We start from the raw sequence: 17885 nt of genomic DNA, 5'->3' as shown, positions 1-17885 counted from the left end.
ATGGCTTAGTTGATTCGTTCAAAAACCGTGGCAACGCCCATTCCTCCGCCCACGCAGAGCGTTGCCAGCCCCGTTTGCCGGCCGGTTCGTTCCAGTTCGTCCAGAAGTGTCGCCGAAAGAATGGCCCCGGTTGCGCCGAGCGGATGACCCAGTGCAATCGCTCCGCCGTTCACATTCAACCGGCTGTGATCGACGCCCAATTGATCCATATACAGCAGCGGAACAACCGCAAACGCTTCGTTCACTTCGAACAGGTCGATGTCACTCAGCTGCATACCGGCTTTTTTCAACACCTTCTGCGTGGCCGGAACCACCCCGGTGAGCATAATCGTCGGTTCGGTTCCAATAACGGCAAAAGCCCGGATGCGGGCGCGGGGTTTCAGACCGGTTTTTTCGCCAAATTCTTTCGAACCAATCAACAGTCCGGCGGCTCCATCGACAATTTGTGATGAATTACCGGCGTGATGAATGTGGTTAATCTGGGCCAGATCGGCGTATTTCAGTAGGGCCAGCGCATCGAAACCGGCTTTCCCGATGGCGTCAAAGGCAGGTTTCAGTTTCGACAAACTTTCGGCAGTGGTGCCCGGACGAACGCCTTCGTCGCGGTTGAGCAAGATAGTACCGAGTTCGTCTTTGATGGCAATTAGCGTTCGGCCAAACCGGTTTTCCTGCTGGGCCACCGTAGCGCGTCGGTAGGATTCGGCGGCAAACGCGTCGGCGTCGGCGCGGCTAAAACCGTATTTGGTTGCAATTAAATCGGCGGAAATGCCCTGCGGAACGATGTTGTGCCGGGCCACAATCTGCGGATTCATGAAGAGGGCACCTCCGTCGGACCCGATGGGAACGCGCGACATCGATTCCACACCACCGGCCACAACGGCCTCAAATTGCCCCGACAGGACATAAGCGGCCGCCATGTTGATGGCTTCGAGTCCGGACGAGCAAAAGCGGTTTAGTTGCACCCCGGCAACGGTTTCGGCGTAGCCTGCTTCAATGACGGCGGTACGGGCGATGTTGGCCCCCTGTTCGCCAATGGGCGTTACGCAGCCCATGATGACGTCGTCGAGAAGAGCGGTATCGAGCTGATTCCGGTTTTTGAGTTCGCGCAGAACGCTGGTCAGTAACTGAATGGGCTGGACGTCGTGGAGAGAGCCGTCACTTTTTCCCCGGCCACGGGGCGTTCGAACAGCGTCATAAATAAAGGCCTGGGTCATAGGAATGGTTGCTTATCGGATTTCACAACCGTATGCGGACATACGATCACCGAAAAACAAACTTACCGGTATGGCCAATAGGCCGCAAGCAAATGCTTTAAAATCGACGGGGCGAATCGGTTTTTTTCCTGAACTCGTGGACATTTACAGTTCAATCGCTTCCGGTTTTTGGGAATCCAGCGCGGTAAAAATGGAGTTTTTACTAATGTATTCCGGGATGACCAGTTTGATAATCCGCACCAGTTTCGTAGCGTCCCCTTCGACCAGGCGATACCGCAGTTCTTCCAGAACAGCTTTTATCTCGTTCACGTCCGGCGTATTGACCCGGGCAATCATGATTTTGGGATGGTGTGTCGGCAAGGTCTCTTCGTTGTTGTTCAAGAGCTCCTCAAACAATTTTTCGCCTGGACGTAACCCGCTATAAACCATTTGGATTTCTTTGCCCACAGTATAGCCGGAGAGGTGAATCATTTTTCGGGCCAGTTCGGCGATTCGTACGGGTTCGCCCATATCGAAAACGAACACTTCGCCCCCCTTGCCCATCGATCCGGCTTCCAGCACCAATTGGCAGGCTTCGGGAATGGTCATGAAATAGCGGATGATGTCCGGGTGCGTCACCGTTACCGGCCCACCGGCCTGGATTTGCTGCCGAAAAACCGTTACTACCGAACCATTGGAACCCAGCACGTTACCGAATCGCGTGGCAATAAACCGGGTCTGACGCAGCTTTCCAGGCTGCTGGTTCAGGCTTTGCACGTACATTTCGGCCAGGCGCTTGGTGGCTCCCATTACGTTGGTGGGGTTCACTGCCTTGTCGGTCGAAATCATGACAAATTTCCGAACACCGAATTGAAGCGACAAATCGGCCACGATTTGAGTACCCAACACATTGACCCGAACGGCTTCATAGGGGTGTTCTTCCATCAACGGAACGTGTTTGTAGGCAGCCGCGTGAAAGACGTAATCGGGTTTAACTTCCCGGAAAATATGGTGCATCCGTACTTCATCGGCCACATCACCAATTTTCAGGATCAGGTTTATGGTTGCCAGCACGGTTTTATACTCCCGGCGCAAATTAAATTCCAGATCGAACAAGGCCGACTCGGCCTGATCCAGCAATACAATCGTATGCGGTTTATGGCTGATCACCTGCCGAACCAGTTCGCTCCCAATGGAGCCGGCGGCTCCAGTAACGAGCACAACCTGATTGCGCAGTTGTTCGCCGGTAACCGGATTGACGACCTGAATGGGAGCCCGTCCCAGCAAATCCTCAATCCGAACGTCCCGAATCTGCGAAGATTTCAATTCGCCATCGATCCACTGTCCCACCGTCGGAATGGTTTTAACACTGACGTGATGCTGCAGAAAAAACTCGGTTATTTCGTTTTTCTGACGCAGATCGGCGGTTCCCATCGCCAAAATCACCTGCGGCAGAACGGCCTGATTCCGCACATACCGCTCGTAGGCTTCCTGGCGTGAGATAACCTTTATACCCTGAATTACTTTCTGGATTTTGTACGGATTATCGTCAATAAACGCCAGAATGGTGTAGCGCTGGATGGAATCCTGGGCTAATGCCTTGCGCGTCAACAGGCCGGTTTCACCCGCACCATAAATCAAAACCGGCGGCCGAACTCCTCCGTTTCCGGCCCGTAAGGTCCAATAAAACGCTTTGGCCATAAACCGGCTGACGGAGAGCAAAACAAGGCAGGAGAAATAGTCGATTAGTAAGATGGAAACCGGGATGTAAAAGGAAACCCGGCCGGTCCATTGCCAGAAAAGAAACGAACCCACCGCCGTGACGACTGCGCTGAGCGTAACGGCATAAACCAGCAAGGTGACATCTTCCAGACTCGTGTGCCGTATAATACCCTGATAGGGCCGAAACAGCAAAAAAAACAGAAATCGAATACCGACAATTACCTGCAAACAATATAAAAAGTCAGCCCGGTTAAGACCGCTGGTTTCAAAATTAAACCGCAAAAGATAAGCAACTGAAAACGATATAATGCAGATGATTACATCGATACTCAGCACGAGATAACTGGACACGAAGCGTGTTGCACTCGTTTTTAGTAGTTGTTCAATCATTTTTTCACAGGTCGATGAATACTGGTTATCTAATTGCCGGTTGTTTCTGCATGTATTTTGTAGATTGCTTTTACAAACAAGTATAAGAATATTAAAACTAATTTGCACTATCGATGTAAAATGACTAGGGTAACAGGTCCCGCAGGGCTGGCAACAAGTCTGGAAATTGATACTCAAATGTAGTTTCTTCCCGGATCCGTTTATTCAACACATAATTGCCTCCCAGTACGACAATAGCCATTTCACCAAAAAGCAATCGAATGGCAAAGGCCGGTACGCGGGGTAAAAGATGCGGCTTGTTGAGTAAATCTATTATTTGACGCGTAAAAGTCTCATTAGTCACAGGCTTGGCAGCAACAGCGTTATAAATTCCCCGCCAACGCTCATCGGTAACCGCCTGAACATACATCCGGCAGAGGTCGTCAATGTGAATCCACGACATGTATTGTTGCCCCGATCCCAACGGCGCACCGGCTCCCAGGCGAATGGGTTGCACGAGCTTGGGCAAAGCACCGCCCTCCATCGTCAGCACGATTCCCGTCCGGAGTTTAACGGTTCGAATGCCCAAGGCGGCCACTTCGTCGACGGAACGCTCCCAGGCCCGAACCACCTGCGCCAGAAAATCACTTCCGCCTTCGCTAATTTCGGTCAGCGGACGGTCGCCGGTATCTCCTCCATAATAGCCAATGGCCGAGGATGAGACAAAGGACTGAACGTGGTGTTTACCCGAACGCAGGGCATTGGCCAGTAATTGCGTGGATTTGGTGCGACTTTCGATGATTTGCTGTTTGCGCTGGTCGGTCCAGCGTTCGTCGGCAATACCGGTTCCGGCCAGGTGAATAATGTGGTCGGCCGTCAGGATGGCCTGCGGGTCGATATGCCCTTTGTCAATGTCCCACTGGTAAACCGTGACGTTTGGAACGTCTTTTTTTGCCGCTGAACGACTCAGCAACGATACCTGAAAGCCCTGCTGGAGTAACATTTGAGTAAGTCGGCGGCCGATGGTGCCGGTGCCGCCGGTAATCAGAATAGTTTTTGCCATGACGGATAGAGGATGGTCATGGTTTAACCAACCGTAGAATGAAAATGTTACCTCACCCGGCTTATTTCAAAGCCGATCATTGACCCAGGTTGGGCGCTAATGAACGAGCCGCTACGGTTTGCGGGGCGGCAAAAACCGCCTTGCCTTCATCCAGAAAACCGGCGAAATTATTGACATCCAGGTCATAATTCTTCGGCTTGACCAGCAGTTTTCCCGTCTGGTCGACGATGCAGTAATGAGGCTGGGCGTTGTTGTTATAACGCACAATCTGCAAATCGGCATTTTGTGCCCCGATGGTTTTCTTCTGCTTTTTGTCGTAGGTCGAAGTATACCAGGCGGATTCCGGCAATTCGGTTTTATCATCGACATACAAAGCCAGAATGACGTAATCGTTTTGCAACCGGCGCAGAATCGGCTCTTCCGACCACACGCGGGCTTCCATTTCCCGGCAGTTTACACAGCCGTGGCCCGTAAAATCAATGAAAACGGGTTTGTTCACTTTGGCCGCGTAGGCAAGGGCCTGATTGTAGTCGAAAAAGCCCTGAAGTCCGTGCGGTAACCGGAACAATTCGCTGTATTTCGGTTTTTCGCCCAACGTATTTTGTTCCGGTGTGGAATTGCTGGCACCCCGAAAGCCAAAATCCTGCGTCGTTTCGGGTGGCAGATAACCGGCCAGGGCTTTCAAGGGAGCGCCCCATAAACCGGGAATCATGTACACTACAAACGCAAACGTGACAATGGCCAGCAGCAAACGCGGCACACTAACGGTTTTGGTTTCACTGTCGTGCGGCAACCGGACTTTTCCGAGCAGGTAAAAACCGATGAGGGCAAAAATAACGATCCAGAAAGCCAGATACACTTCGCGGTCGAGCAGGTTCCAGTGATATACCTGGTCGGCAATGCTTAGAAATTTCAGCGCCAGCGCCAGTTCCAGAAAGCCCAGTACCACTTTCACGGAATTCAGCCAGCCACCCGATTTGGGCAGACTTTTGAGCCACTGTGGAAAGGCCGCAAACAGCGTAAACGGAATGGCAAAAGCCGCCGAAAAAGCCGCCATGCCAACGATCGGTTTCAAAACTTCGCCACCTGCGGAGGCAACCAGCAAACTGCCGACAATTGGCCCCGTGCAGGAAAACGACACCAGCACCAGCGTGAAGGCCATGAACAGAATCCCGGCAATACCGCCTTTTTCGGCTTTGGCATCGATGGAGTTGACCAGCGAATTCGGAAGAACAATTTCAAACAAGCCCAAAAACGACAGCCCAAAAATGAAGAAAATCGCGAAGAACAGGACGTTGGGAAGCCAGTGGGTACTGACGAAATTGGCAAATGCCGGGCCGTTGATCCGCGAAACCACGGTACCAATCAGCACGTAAATGAAAATAATGGACAAACCGTACAAAACCGCTTTCCACAATCCATGATCCTGTTTGGTAAAGTAGCTAACCGTCATCGGAATGATCGGAAACACGCAGGGCGTCAGCAAGGCCAGCAGACCCGACAGAAAAGCGGCAATCATAAACCCGATCAGCGATTCTTCCGGTTTTTCTGCCGATGCTTCGGTCAGTTGGGGTGTAGCGACCGGCGCTTCGGCAGTGGCTACGGTTTCCGAATCCGGGCTGGCGGCTCCGGTTGAAGGGGCAACGGCGACGCGGGAAGTGGTGTCTGGCGCACTCGAAGCAGATGCGGGTTCACCCGTTGCGACGGCTTCCGAAGTTGGTTTTACGGGCGTTGGTGCCGCAGCTACACCCCCGGTTTTTACCGATACTGAAAATTCGTGTTCGGCGGGCGGCAGGCAATTGGTCCCTGAACAGGTTTGGTATTCAATAGTACCGGCAATAACCGGATTGGCTTTCAGAATTTTAACCTTCTGGATTAGAGCCGCTTTGTTCTCAAAAAACCGTACTTTACTGTTCCAGACTTCTTCAAACTCCTCTTTCGGAGCCACTGAAACAAACGAGCCGACTTTTTCAAAGCTGCCGTTTTCCTTCAATTTCAAGGTTGTCGGAATCGGGCCGATATCCGGATTGAGGTCCGAAGCATACATGTGCCAGCCTTTGTCAATGGTCGCATTCATGCGGATCTCAATCACCTCACCGACTTTGGCTTCGGTTTTTGATGCGGTGAACGTCCAGTGCGTTGGATCGGGCTGAATTTGCGCTGCCGCCGTCAGCGTTACAAAAAATACCGTCAGAAAAGAGAAAAAATGACCAACTTGTTTCATATCAATGGCTTACTAAATTGCCCAACCTTACAACACGATTTCTGCAAAAATATCTCCAATCCACGCACAAATCATCCGGACACCAAAAAAAACACCCTGCCGGAGCTCCAGCGGGGTGTTCTGCACAACCAACCTATATTTTGTTTTAGTGAGGACGAAAGAGCAAAGACAAGAGAATAAAGAGGAACACCACCAGGCACTCAGTCTCTATTCTCTCGTCTATCCTCTCTAGTACTTTCGCTTTTGCCCCGTTCCCCTAAAGGGGACTTGGACGCAGCTTAATCCGGATGCTAAAAGTCCCCTTTAGGGGAACGGGGCAAAAGCGAAAGTACTAACTCTCTATTCTCTTTCAAACAGCAACGGATTCAGCTCACCTTCAGGCTTGCTACCAACGGGGTAGCTTCCCAGCCACGTCGTCCAGTCGGCTTCCTGATAGGTATTTTGGGGCTGCGTAATCGTTTGTTCGGCATCCATGTAAATCATCGTCATCACCTTACGCGGGGTGCTGGAGGTGTTGGGTCCCGCCCGGTGGAACGTCCAGCCGGCGTGGTAGCTCACCTCGCCCAGTTCGAAAGGCGTGTCGTTGATGGTAAAATTCTGGTTGGCCAGTTCCTCCGCCAGCAACCGCTCGCTTTCGTCGCTGATCTCGATATTGCGGCCAATTTCCACTTGCTGGCTCTGCTCAGCAAAGGCCAGCGGTCCCATTTCCATCGGTGTGTCCTGCAACGGAATCCAGACGGTGACGGTTTTGGGAGACGAAAGAGGCCAGTAGAACTGGTCGGCATGCCAGGGCGTAAAACCGCCCGACGGTTCTTTGTACAGCGCCTGGTCGTGGTAAAGCCGAACGGCATCGACGCCCATCAGGTCGGCCGCAATTTGGGCCATTCGACGGGAAAATACGAACTCTCTGGCGGTTTTGTCTTCCCGCCAGAGGTTCATAATCTGGAGGAACGCGCGCTCGTAGGTCGTACGTTCTTCCATGGATTTAGTCAAGGTGTTCAGCCTGATTACCAGATCGGTAATCACGTCTCCGTAGTGCTTGAGAACCTCCGGACTGAGCACATTTTTTAATTTGACGTAACCGTTTTTTTGATAAAACGCGATTGCTTCCGGACTGACGGTATAGGCTTCGTTCAGTTCGTGCAGCAAAGAAGTGTTGTCAACGGTCACTTGCATACAATTAACAGGTTTAGGAAAAATCAGTGACACAAAATTGGTTCAATTGTTTCTTGTAAAAATTTAATTATTATGCCAATAAGTGTATAATTGTGACTTTTTATTCCCCATATTACCCGTAGAGAGTAAAAATACTGCATGTTGTGAAAGCTTTATTTGAAAAAATTGAATTGGGAGATCATAATTCCCTGCGGGTTGTGCACGTCGACCTGCCGTATTTCGACGCGCCCTGGCATTTTCATCCCGAATACGAATTGACGTATATCGCCCGAAGCCATGGCAACCGGTTTGTCGGCGATCATGTCGAGCCCTTCGATTCCGGCGACCTGGTGTTGCTGGGGCCGGGGCTGCCGCACTTCTGGCGCAACGACGATGACTATTATCAGCCGGAGTCCGACCGCCGGGCCGAATCCATCGTGGTGCAGTTTTCCCAGTCACTGGGCGATACCCTGCTCCCCCAATTGCCGGAAACCCAGCCGCTGATGGCCTTGCTGAATCGTGCCCGATACGGCGTGCGGTTTGGGAAATCGAAAGTGGCCGAGGTGACACCCGCACTCGAAACCTTATTGAAATGCCAGGGACTCGAACGGTTGCTTCGCCTGCTCTTCCTGCTCCAGCAACTGGCCAACGACACCGACGCCGTGATGCTGGCCAGCGACAATTATGAACTGAAAGCCAGCGAAGCCGAAACCGAGCGCATGAAACGGGTGCTGGATTTTATGCTGGCCCATTTTCGGGAAGAAATCCGGGTCGACGATATGGCTTCCGTGGCCGGTATGGCACCAGCCGCTTTTTGCCGTTATTTCCGGAAGCGAACCCGCAAATCGTTTATCGAATACCTGAACGAACTGAGGATCAGCCACGCCCGCAAATTGCTGGTGCAGTCGGACCTCAGCATCAGCCAGGTTGGGCTGGAGTGCGGTTTCAATAATATCTCACATTTTCACCGGCAATTCAAGCTGCACAACGGCACTACGCCCCTGAAATACCAGTCCCTTCAACATAATAAGTAGAAGACAACAAGAATGCTGTTTTTCTCCGTACTTTTGTACCAGTATCGTTAATTTGTTATCCAACTACGAATAGCCATTCGCTCCGGCGAACCGTTTAGCATGTCGACACTAGTTACTCCCATCACCCGTGATACGCAGGTATTTGAGCTTATCGCCAAAGAACAGCACCGTCAGGAATCCGGTATCGAATTGATCGCTTCCGAAAACTTCGTTTCCAAACAAGTTATGGAAGCCGCCGGAACCGTATTGACCAACAAATACGCCGAAGGCTTACCGGGCAAACGGTATTACGGCGGTTGCGAAGTGGTGGATGAAATCGAGCAGTTGGCAATCGACCGCGTGAAGGAATTGTTTGGTGCTTCGTGGGCCAACGTGCAACCGCACTCCGGCGCACAGGCCAACACGGCGGTTTTTCTGGCCTGCCTGAAACCGGGGGATACCATTCTGGGTTTCGACCTGTCGCACGGCGGTCACCTGACCCACGGTTCAGCCGTGAACATTTCGGGAAAATATTTCCGGCCGACGTTTTACGGCGTTGAGCAGGAAACCGGCGTCATCAACTACGACAAGGTAGAAGAAACCGCCCAGCGCGAACGCCCGAAGCTGTTGATCTGTGGTGCTTCGGCCTACAGCCGCGACTGGGATTACGTCCGGCTCCGCGCCATTGCCGACTCGGTGGGTGCGCTGTTGCTGGCCGATATTTCGCACCCGGCTGGTTTGATTGCCAAAGGCTTGCTGAACGACCCGATGGACCATTGCCACATTGTGACCACGACGACGCACAAAACCCTGCGCGGCCCCCGTGGCGGAATGATCATGTTGCGGAACGATTTTGAAAACCCGTTTGGCATCAAAACGCCAAAAGGTGACCTCCGGATGATGTCGTCTTTGCTGGACTCGGGCGTTTTTCCGGGTACACAGGGCGGGCCGTTGGAACATATTATTGCCGCCAAAGCGATTGCGTTTGGGGAAGCGTTGTCCGACGAATTCGGTGACTATGCCAACCAGATCCAGCGGAATGCACAGGCGATGGCTGCGGCTTTTGTATCGCGCGGGTATAAAATCATTTCGGGCGGAACCGATAACCACCTGATGTTGATCGACTTGCGCTCGAAAGGATTGTCGGGAAAACTGGCGGAGAACACGCTTATCAAGGCCGACATTACCATCAACAAAAACATGGTTCCGTTCGACGACAAGTCGCCGATGGTGACGTCGGGGATGCGGGTTGGCACGGCGGCCGTCACAACGCGCGGCATGAAAGAATCTGATATGGAGCAAATTGTCGTATATATTGACGACGTGCTGATGAATCACGATAACGACGCCAAAATTCAGGTCGTAAAAGAAGAAATCAATTCCTGGATGAAAGCGTTTCCACTTTATAATTAATTGTGAATGAGTGAACGAGCGAATGAGTGAATAGGATCAAAGATCACGCTTTTAATCGCGGCAGCTATTCACTCATTCACTCATTCGCTCATTCACTCATTTACTTCAATGAAGCCCATAGACCAAGAGTTTGATAGCGAGAGTGAGGTTGAAGAAGCCGGGGAAATGACCTTCCTCGAGCATCTGGAGGAACTTCGGTGGCACCTGGTTCGGGCCATTGGATCGATTGCGGTATTTTCGCTCCTGAGTTTCATCTACATTCGTGAGATATACGACAAGGTGATTCTGGGACCGTCAAGCCCCACCTTCTGGACGTACCGGATGATGTGTAAGCTGTCGGAAAAAACCGGCTTCACGGACTTGTGTGTTGAAAAGCTGAATTTTACGCTCCAAAGTCGTGAGGTGGGTGGTCAGTTTACGATGGCACTGACAGCCTCGCTGATGATCGGGTTGCTGTTTGCCTTTCCTTATGCCTTCTGGGAACTGTGGCGGTTTATCATGCCGGGTTTGAAATCGTCAGAACGCCGGGCTGCGCGGGGTGCCGTTTTTTTTGTAACGTCGCTGTTTTTCTCAGGTGTTCTCTTCGGTTACTACATTGTTTCTCCTCTGGCGCTCAACTTTCTGGCCAATTTCCAGCTTGATCCGCGCATTGTCAATGAGTTCGACATTACTTCATACATTTCAACGCTCGCAACGCTGACGCTGGGCTGCGGTTTGACGTTCCAGATGCCGATTGCGGCTTTTGTCCTGTCTAAAATTGGTATTCTGACTCCCCAGTTCATGCGTGCCTACCGCCGTCATGCGCTGGTCGTTATTTTGGTGGTTGCGGCCATCATTACCCCCTCACCGGATGTGTACAGCCAGATTCTGGTGGCCATTCCGCTGGTGCTGCTCTACGAAGTCAGTATCTGGGTATCTGGCTACGTGCAACGGCTGCGGCTGAAAGAAGAGCAGGAACTGATGAAAAGCGACGGGTACGAAGATTAACCGGCCTATACGGTATGGGAGAGGAATGATAAATGTAAAATGATGAATATCAAATCTAAAAGTGCGTCGCGTTGAAACACTTTTAGATTTGATATTCATCATTTTACATTTATCATTCCTCTTTTTATTTCTAACGATTGAGTGACCTATCCGGAACGGACGGCCTTAGAATTTCCCGGTGATTCCCAATCGGATGGGTGATATTCCCAGGCCGACTTCAGCAAAACCGCCGATTTTCTGGCTAAACCGGTAGAAGCCACCGAGGTGAATGCCCGGGAAAATGCCTTTGGGGCGGGGTTTGAAATAGCCTGCATGGTCTGCCTTATCACGGCGCATGGTGCTGCGCGTGCCGACGGCCAAACCGGCATACGGATCAAATTTATCGTCTCCGATGGCCAGCAGGTTGGACAGGTGGTAGGAACTGCGGAGACCGATGCTGACAAACTGTGATTTCCACTGGCGGTCTCCAAATTTGGTGCCGTACAGGGCATAATCGAAAAAACCGCCCACGCTGACCTGATCCGTAAAGCCGAGTTCAAAAGAGGCTCCGTTACACAATCCCCCCAAAGCATACGTCTGCATCCCCAACCCCATGTTAAGCATGAGGTTCACTTTTCGGGCTATTTGCGAAAAGCCGGGCGTTGCCGCCGTGGAGAACCAGAGAAAGATATAGAGTATTTTTAGCTTCACAACGGGTTGATAGTTACGCTCTTCTAGTTGTTTACTGTTCCGGAAAGAGGTCATTCGCGCCTGCATCCATCACGATACGACAAAAGTGGTAACCAAACGACGGGAATCAAATCGGTAAAAGGCTCAACTGGGAAAACCACAAACTGAAACGTGTAAAACGGCCCTTCAGTGGTGAACGACGGTATTGGTTCAGCGGCAAACCTACAACGGAAAAAGCAGGATTAAATTTTACAGGCGAAGAAAGACCCACGACGGTTTACGTCTTTTTTCTATTGTCTTACTTCTTTTTTCTCAAAACGGTTTTTCGAAACCCTATGAAACCGCCCAGGGCATCCTCATACAACTGCCCCACATCGGCCGACAGAGCGGCTGTCAGATAGGATCCGCCAAGCCAGCGAAGCGGAAAACCAGCCTGCACCCAGGTCGATACCTGGGTGGGAGGTCCCGCCAGAAAAACTTCCGGAATCCCGTAATTGCGGCTGTAGGAAACCCGGGCACGCAGGTCGATCTGTCGGGCCACTGTCGCCCGCAGAGCCGCATGAAACACCTGAACCCGGTTGTTGACAAAGGCCCAGTCGCTGGTGTTTTGATAAGCCGCCTGAATGTCCTGCCGTCGGGTTAGAAAGGGCGTCCCGATCACCCGGTTCTGGTACGTCCAGCCTTCCCGGTATTGCGAATTATTGAAGTAATTATCGGCTCCTTTCCAGGCTTTATTAGTTTGGTACAAGGTGGGTCCGCTCTGGCTCAGGGTGGTGAGAAATTCCAGCAGCACCTCATTCAGTTGGAAACCTGAAGCACCCGGACGGTTGTTCCGCAGCCGAATCCCGCTCAATCCATCGGGAAGATTCTTAAAAAACATGCCCGTCACATCGTCGAAAGCATGTTGGTGATACACAAAAAGATCCACCGCCGGAAACCGGAGTTCTCCGGCAAAGTCGATGGAGCCCAAGTGATTACCGTATAAATTCACGTAGTCGAACGAGGTGAGCCGATCGTTGTTCAGGCCGTTGGTGCGGATGGCAAACAGCACGTTCGGGAAGTCCTCCAGGCGGCCGGGGAGTTTGCCATTGACGGCAAATTTCGGATCGATGTAGTCGGATTGTCCGCCCCATTGCGCATTGTGGTTGATTCCGGCATACAGCCGAAGCGTTGACGTGGGCTTGCCGATGCGGAAAATCAGCGATTTCTGGTGCAGAAACGAGTGCCGCAAATACCAGGTTTTGGCATACCAGCCGTGGGCAATAAAGCCGTTGATCGACAGCCAGCCCCGCCGTCCGAGCGGCACAAAACCGCGCGTTCCAAACTGCACCTTCGGAAGCGGCAGGGCGTTTCCCGACCAGGCATACGAACCCGACGAAAGCGTGGAATCCACCAGACCAATCACCTCGCGCCGACGACCCAGCACCAACTCGATACCCCGGTGTGCCAGTTTTACATAGGCTTCCGGCAACAGAAGCTGGCCCGATTTTCCGACATTGGCCACCGCTTCGGCCTGGTATTCCAACCGCCACGCCCGGTTGGGTCGAGCCTGGTAGCGGCCGGTTGTCGTATCACTGAGCAACACGGCTCCAGCCCCGCCAACCCGAAAGGTGCCGAATGGCGCTGTCAACGGTATAATTCCGTATTGATTGGATCGAAGCCAGAAAGGCGTTCGATCGGTGGAAGAGGCCAATGCGCCGATTTCCGCATAAATCCGATTTTGCGGTTGCGAAGGCGATTGAGCAAAAACCGGGTGAAAAGAAAAGAATCCGATCAGACTAATCAGGTAGCGTTGCTTCATGCAGGACGATATTGACAGATATACAGGTAAATATACTACGTAAATCCGTTATCTTTCGCACTGCTGCACCGATGGTAACAACTTGAAAAACAAAACCCCGGCAAGTACCGGGGCCTGTAATTCTAACCTTTTTATCTATACCTGACGATACGCGGTGGGGTCGGGAAGTGTTGCATAAAAACGGGGTATTTAAAGCTTCCTTCATTAATTTTACCTTCTGGTAATGTACATCTATTGTTCCCGCTTTGTCTGATGAGAAACCATTCCATCTGGGTCGGCCTATTGCTGCTCTCTCTTTCGCTGGTCGCGTGTAAAACAAGCCAAACCAGAACCGGGAAAACCGTTCCGGTTCTGCGTGCGTCAATTGAAACGGAAAACCTGCTGACCTGCTGCGATTCCGGCACGAAAATGCCCGACGGAAACCCGGTCTGGTGCGAGGCATCAGCGGTTTTGTTTGATAACGGAACGGTGTACGTCGCCAACGACAAAGACATGCCCGCCAATCTCAGTTCGGTGTTTACCAAACCCTGGAAAAGCTTTGCCGACACCACCGTTCGGCCCACGCCCCTGCTGGCAAACGCGTTTCGGGAAGCCCGGAAATACGAAGATTTTGCCACCAACGGCGACTACGTTTTTCTGACCACCGCCTTCGACCGGGTCAAAGCGGGTTCGACCGACTGGGATGGCTATAACACCATTCTGTACTGGAAAAAGGGCAACGAAGCGAATCCGCAGGTGCTGGCACCGCAGCGGGGGGCGAAAAACTCCGTGGCTTACCGGGAAAAACTCAGCAAACTCTTAGCCCAAAACCGCCCGGCTTTTCCGAACGGGATGCCTTATTTCAAAGTGGAAGGGCTGGCGGTGATGGATTCGCTGCTGCTGTTCGGAATTCGGGAGGAAGGCGAAAAATATGATAAGTTCGACTACCGGGTTCGCATCGTCACCGTGCCGTTTTTTGTGGAGAAAACCGCTGAAGGAGAACGGCTGGCGCTGCGCGACAACTGGCGCATCGTGGCCGACTTCGACCCGGCGACGGTGGCCGGTTTGCCCCAGCCGCTGGCTCTGTCGAGCATCGAATACGACCGCAACCGCAAGCTGTTCTGGCTGCTGACATCCATTGAAACCAACGGCCAGTTAGACGCGTATCTCTGGACGGCAACGACCGACGAATTGCTGAACAACCGACCCTTCAAACCGGTGCGCGATGCGGCTGGCCAGCCCATTCACTTCAATCACAAAGCCGAAGATCTGACGCTGATCGATGCTAACCACCTGCTCGTCATTCACGACGATGACCGCGCCAACACGACCTTAGGAACGAAAATCCGCCAGCCCAATCAGGCCGCGTATACGGTTCTGAAAATTAACTGAGATGTCCCATTCGTCCGCTCTGATAGTCAGAAACCGCCTGCCGGATTTCCTGTTCGGTGTTCATCACAAACGGGCCGTAGGACACGACGGGTTCATTAATCGGTTCGGCAGATCCCAGTAAAATGCGGGAATCTTCGGTTGCGCGGACCTCAAGTTCATCTCCGTCATGGTCAAAAACCACCAGCGTCCGGCCCGTAATTTCCTGACCGTTAACAACCACTGAACCGTTTAACAGATAAAACAGAATCGTGCGCGACGCTTCGATCCGGCGCGTAAACGAACCGCCCGGCAACAGGGTTACGTTCGCCAGTTCGACATCATAAACCGGCTGAACAGGTCCGGTCGTTTCTTCCCACACGCCTGACGTTATGGCCACCGACCCGTTGCCCCCTTCCAGCGTCACGACCGGAAGAGCCGCTTTCGGTAATCCGACATAATGCGGTTTTACCATTTTGAACCGGGCCGGCAAATTGGTCCAGAGTTGAATGAGTTCGACGGGGCCACCTTTTTCCCTGAATTCTGCGGAGGAGCTCTCCGAATGTACAAGGCCGCTACCGGTGGTCATCCATTGAATGCCACCACTTTGAATTGTGCTGGAAAAACCGCTGCTATCGCGGTGCTGCACATCGCCCTCATAGATAAAAGTCACGGTTTCAAAGCCCCGGTGCGGGTGAGGCCCGAACGGCAATCCGCTGTTGTGCGCCGGAAACACCGTTGGCCCGTGGTGGTGCAGCAGCAGAAACGGATCGAGTTGGTCGATGCCGCTGGCCGGCAGCGGCTGGTGCATGGTTAAAGGCCCCATTTTCTGGGCGTGTGGTTTGATAACGGTTTTTACGGATCGTTGTGCCATAGCTATTTCATGTCGATACATTTAAATTCATAAGGAAATTTAGCGGCAACAGGTTCCTTATTACTTATAGCTTTAGCCATTCCGCCCGCACCGGTTTTCCCCAGAACAGCCCGGCTTTCTGTTCAAATTCTTCCGCCGAATCCGTGGTATAAAAGTGCAGCGTCCGGCCTTTGCTGCATTGGGCGTCGATTTCCGGGTGACGCTGTAAGTAATCCTGCAAGCTATTGGCAACAATGTCGCCCTGACTCAAAATCGTCAGATTTTCAGGAACAAATTGCCGGATTTTGGGGAGTAAGAGCGGGTAATGCGTGCAGGCCAGCAAAAGCGTATCGATTTCCGGCGATTGTTGCAACAGCCGGTCAAGGTGTTTCTGAACGAAATAGTCGGCACCGGGGCCGTTGTGTTCGCCATTTTCGACCAGCGGCACCCACATCGGACAGGCTTCCTGATAGACCTTCAAGTCCGGAAAAAACTTTTCGATTTCGACCACATACGACTCCGACGTCACCGTTCCGCGCGTGGCCAGAATCCCGATGTGACCGGTTTTGGAATACGTTCCAATGACCTCCGTGGTGGGCCGGATGACGCCCAAAACCCGACGATCGGGCGCGAGGGTTGGCAAATCGAGCTGCTGAATGTTGCGCAACGCCTTGGCGGAAGCCGTATTACAGGCCAGAATTACCAGTCGACACCCTTTATCGAACAGGTGCTGAACGCATTCCAGCGTGTAGTGGTAAACGGTTTCGAACGAACGTGTGCCGTAGGGCGTGCGGGCGTTGTCGCCCAGATAAATGTAGTCGTACTGCGGCAGTTGCTGAACAATCGACTTCAGGACCGTCAGACCCCCGTAGCCGGAATCGAACACGCCAATGGGTTGGGTTGCTACCATGCCCTAAAGATACGGTTTCCGTCCCGTTACTTCCGCACGCTCGTATCGGGTGTAACGGTGGCGGCTGTTGCAGCCGCTTCTTTCTGTTTGGCCTGCTCTTTGGCCCGGCGCCGGAAAAAACCACGCAACAAAAAGTTGTGCTGCAAGGCTTCCAGGTTTTCGTCGAGTTTGTAGCTGCTGCTTTCCAGGTTTTGGATCGTATTTTTCAGGTTCTTATTCACGGCTTGGTCGTTGAGCAGAATTCCGATGGCGTTGTCGCTGCTGTTGAGTTTATCGCTCGCCCGCTTGACGTTCTCTGTCGCTTCAGCCGCCGTTCCCGACACCTGCCGCAGCTTGGCCGACGACATCCGCAGGTCGTGGAAAATAACCGTGTCGGACACCAGATCGCTGGCCAACGTTCCTTTCGTGTTCAGTTTACCGGCATACTGGTTCAGGGAGTTCGACACCTGGCTCAGCGATTTGGTGGCCTGAGCCGCCCCGCTCGAAGCTATCTGGAGATTAGCCATCGTATTTTTAAAGCGATTAGCCATCGTAGAATCCCGCAAAACCGCCCCTGCCATGCCTTTCCCTTTCAATACTTCGTCCAGAATTTTTTTGGCATCGGAGGTGACGCGCAGCAGGTTGTTATTGTTTTGCTGAAGCGTCGCCATGATTTCATCCGTATTCAGGGCGGCTTTGGCGTGCAGAATATCGCCATCCTCCACCGTTCCCGCCTTCATGCTGCCACCAACGATTTCCACAATTTTATTCCCAATCAACCCGTCGGTGCTCAGGGCGGCCAGTGCATCTTTGCGGATATACTGCTGACTCGATTCCTCGATGTTCATGGTCACTTCGACCTGCGAATTTCCATAGAACTGAATCCGGCGAACGGTGCCGATTTTCACACCGGAAAACCAGACATTCGCACCGGCCTGCAATCCGCCGACGTTGTCAAAAATCGCGTTCACACGAATGCTTTTGACAAACCGCTTCTGCTGTCCGCCCAGCACCATGATTCCCGTAACCAGAATCACAATGCCGATTAACACAAAAATCCCGACGGTGATGGCCCGCTTATTTTCTGCCGCTTTCATTTAATGTTTTTTTGAGGTATGGAGTATGTCTTTTTTTACCGATGTCCCTGGCTTATTAACCCCTAAATCCCCTAAAGGGGACTTGGACGC

14 protein-coding genes are annotated in these 17885 nt (G+C 52.3%); 4 read left to right on the top strand and 10 right to left on the bottom strand.

The features are described from left to right. Nucleotides 1-5: 5 nt before the first annotated feature. The 5 genes from ACS5NO_RS01260 to ACS5NO_RS01240 form a co-directional block, all read right to left on the bottom strand. The gene (locus ACS5NO_RS01260; protein WP_439413482.1) at nt 6-1214 is read right to left on the bottom strand and encodes an acetyl-CoA C-acetyltransferase; all 1209 of its coding nucleotides are present in this window, start codon (nt 1212-1214) and stop codon (nt 6-8) included. 144 nt (nt 1215-1358) lie between these two features. After that, nucleotides 1359-3305, bottom strand: a complete 1947-nt coding sequence (locus tag ACS5NO_RS01255; RefSeq protein ID WP_439413481.1) for a polysaccharide biosynthesis protein — start codon at nt 3303-3305, stop codon at nt 1359-1361. 124 nt (nt 3306-3429) lie between these two features. Further along, nucleotides 3430-4347 carry a TIGR01777 family oxidoreductase gene (locus ACS5NO_RS01250; RefSeq protein WP_439413480.1) on the bottom strand — a complete coding sequence of 306 codons (918 nt, stop codon included), beginning with the start codon at nt 4345-4347 and terminating at the stop codon, nt 3430-3432. Nucleotides 4348-4423: 76 nt separating this feature from the next. Next, nucleotides 4424-6571 (bottom strand): protein-disulfide reductase DsbD family protein, encoded by a 2148-nt coding sequence (locus ACS5NO_RS01245; protein ID WP_439413479.1) that lies wholly within the window; start codon nt 6569-6571, stop codon nt 4424-4426. A 339-nt stretch (nt 6572-6910) separates the two neighbouring features. Beyond that, nucleotides 6911-7747, bottom strand: a complete 837-nt coding sequence (locus ACS5NO_RS01240; RefSeq protein ID WP_439413478.1) for a phytanoyl-CoA dioxygenase family protein — start codon at nt 7745-7747, stop codon at nt 6911-6913. 143 nt (nt 7748-7890) lie between these two features. On the opposite strand from ACS5NO_RS01240, the gene ACS5NO_RS01235 reads away from it, so the two are divergent. The 3 genes from ACS5NO_RS01235 (at nt 7891) to tatC (ending at nt 11139) form a co-directional block, all read left to right on the top strand. Continuing rightward, nucleotides 7891-8760: a cupin domain-containing protein gene (locus ACS5NO_RS01235; RefSeq protein ID WP_439413477.1), complete on the top strand. Its 870-nt coding sequence runs from the start codon at nt 7891-7893 to the stop codon at nt 8758-8760. 99 nt (nt 8761-8859) lie between these two features. After that, nucleotides 8860-10152 (top strand): serine hydroxymethyltransferase, encoded by a 1293-nt coding sequence (gene glyA, locus ACS5NO_RS01230; protein ID WP_150876975.1) that lies wholly within the window; start codon nt 8860-8862, stop codon nt 10150-10152. A gap of 108 nt (nt 10153-10260) precedes the next feature. Then, nucleotides 10261-11139, top strand: coding sequence for a twin-arginine translocase subunit TatC (tatC, locus tag ACS5NO_RS01225; protein ID WP_114406291.1), 879 nt, complete (start codon nt 10261-10263; stop codon nt 11137-11139). Between the two features lie 165 nt (nt 11140-11304). On the opposite strand, the gene ACS5NO_RS01220 is transcribed toward tatC, so the two are convergent. Next, the gene (locus tag ACS5NO_RS01220) at nt 11305-11829 is read right to left on the bottom strand and encodes a hypothetical protein (RefSeq protein WP_439413476.1); all 525 of its coding nucleotides are present in this window, start codon (nt 11827-11829) and stop codon (nt 11305-11307) included. A gap of 277 nt (nt 11830-12106) precedes the next feature. Beyond that, nucleotides 12107-13609 carry a capsule assembly Wzi family protein gene (locus tag ACS5NO_RS01215; protein WP_439413475.1) on the bottom strand — a complete coding sequence of 501 codons (1503 nt, stop codon included), beginning with the start codon at nt 13607-13609 and terminating at the stop codon, nt 12107-12109. A gap of 252 nt (nt 13610-13861) precedes the next feature. Between ACS5NO_RS01215 and ACS5NO_RS01210 the strand changes: the two genes are divergently transcribed. Beyond that, on the top strand, nt 13862-14980 hold the full coding sequence (locus ACS5NO_RS01210; RefSeq protein WP_439413474.1) for a hypothetical protein: 1119 nt from the start codon (nt 13862-13864) through the stop codon (nt 14978-14980). Here the strand turns inward: ACS5NO_RS01210 and ACS5NO_RS01205 are convergent. From ACS5NO_RS01205 to ACS5NO_RS01195, 3 genes are all read right to left on the bottom strand, one after another. Then, a complete protein-coding gene (locus ACS5NO_RS01205) occupies nt 14973-15830 on the bottom strand; it encodes a pirin family protein (protein ID WP_439413473.1) in 858 nt (285 codons plus the stop codon). The two genes, ACS5NO_RS01210 and ACS5NO_RS01205, sit on opposite strands and share 8 nt — an antisense overlap. Nucleotides 15831-15894: 64 nt before the next feature. Next, the gene (murI, locus tag ACS5NO_RS01200) at nt 15895-16719 is read right to left on the bottom strand and encodes a glutamate racemase (protein WP_439413472.1); all 825 of its coding nucleotides are present in this window, start codon (nt 16717-16719) and stop codon (nt 15895-15897) included. Between the two features lie 26 nt (nt 16720-16745). Next, nucleotides 16746-17795: an MlaD family protein gene (locus tag ACS5NO_RS01195; protein ID WP_439413471.1), complete on the bottom strand. Its 1050-nt coding sequence runs from the start codon at nt 17793-17795 to the stop codon at nt 16746-16748. Between the last annotated feature and the right edge of the window lie 90 nt (nt 17796-17885).

The organism is Larkinella fluvii (assembly GCF_051857545.1).
Lineage (GTDB): Bacteria > Bacteroidota > Bacteroidia > Cytophagales > Spirosomataceae > Larkinella.
The sequence above is the reverse complement of the archived record's forward strand: the minus strand, read 5'-3'. Positions and strand labels throughout refer to the sequence as shown.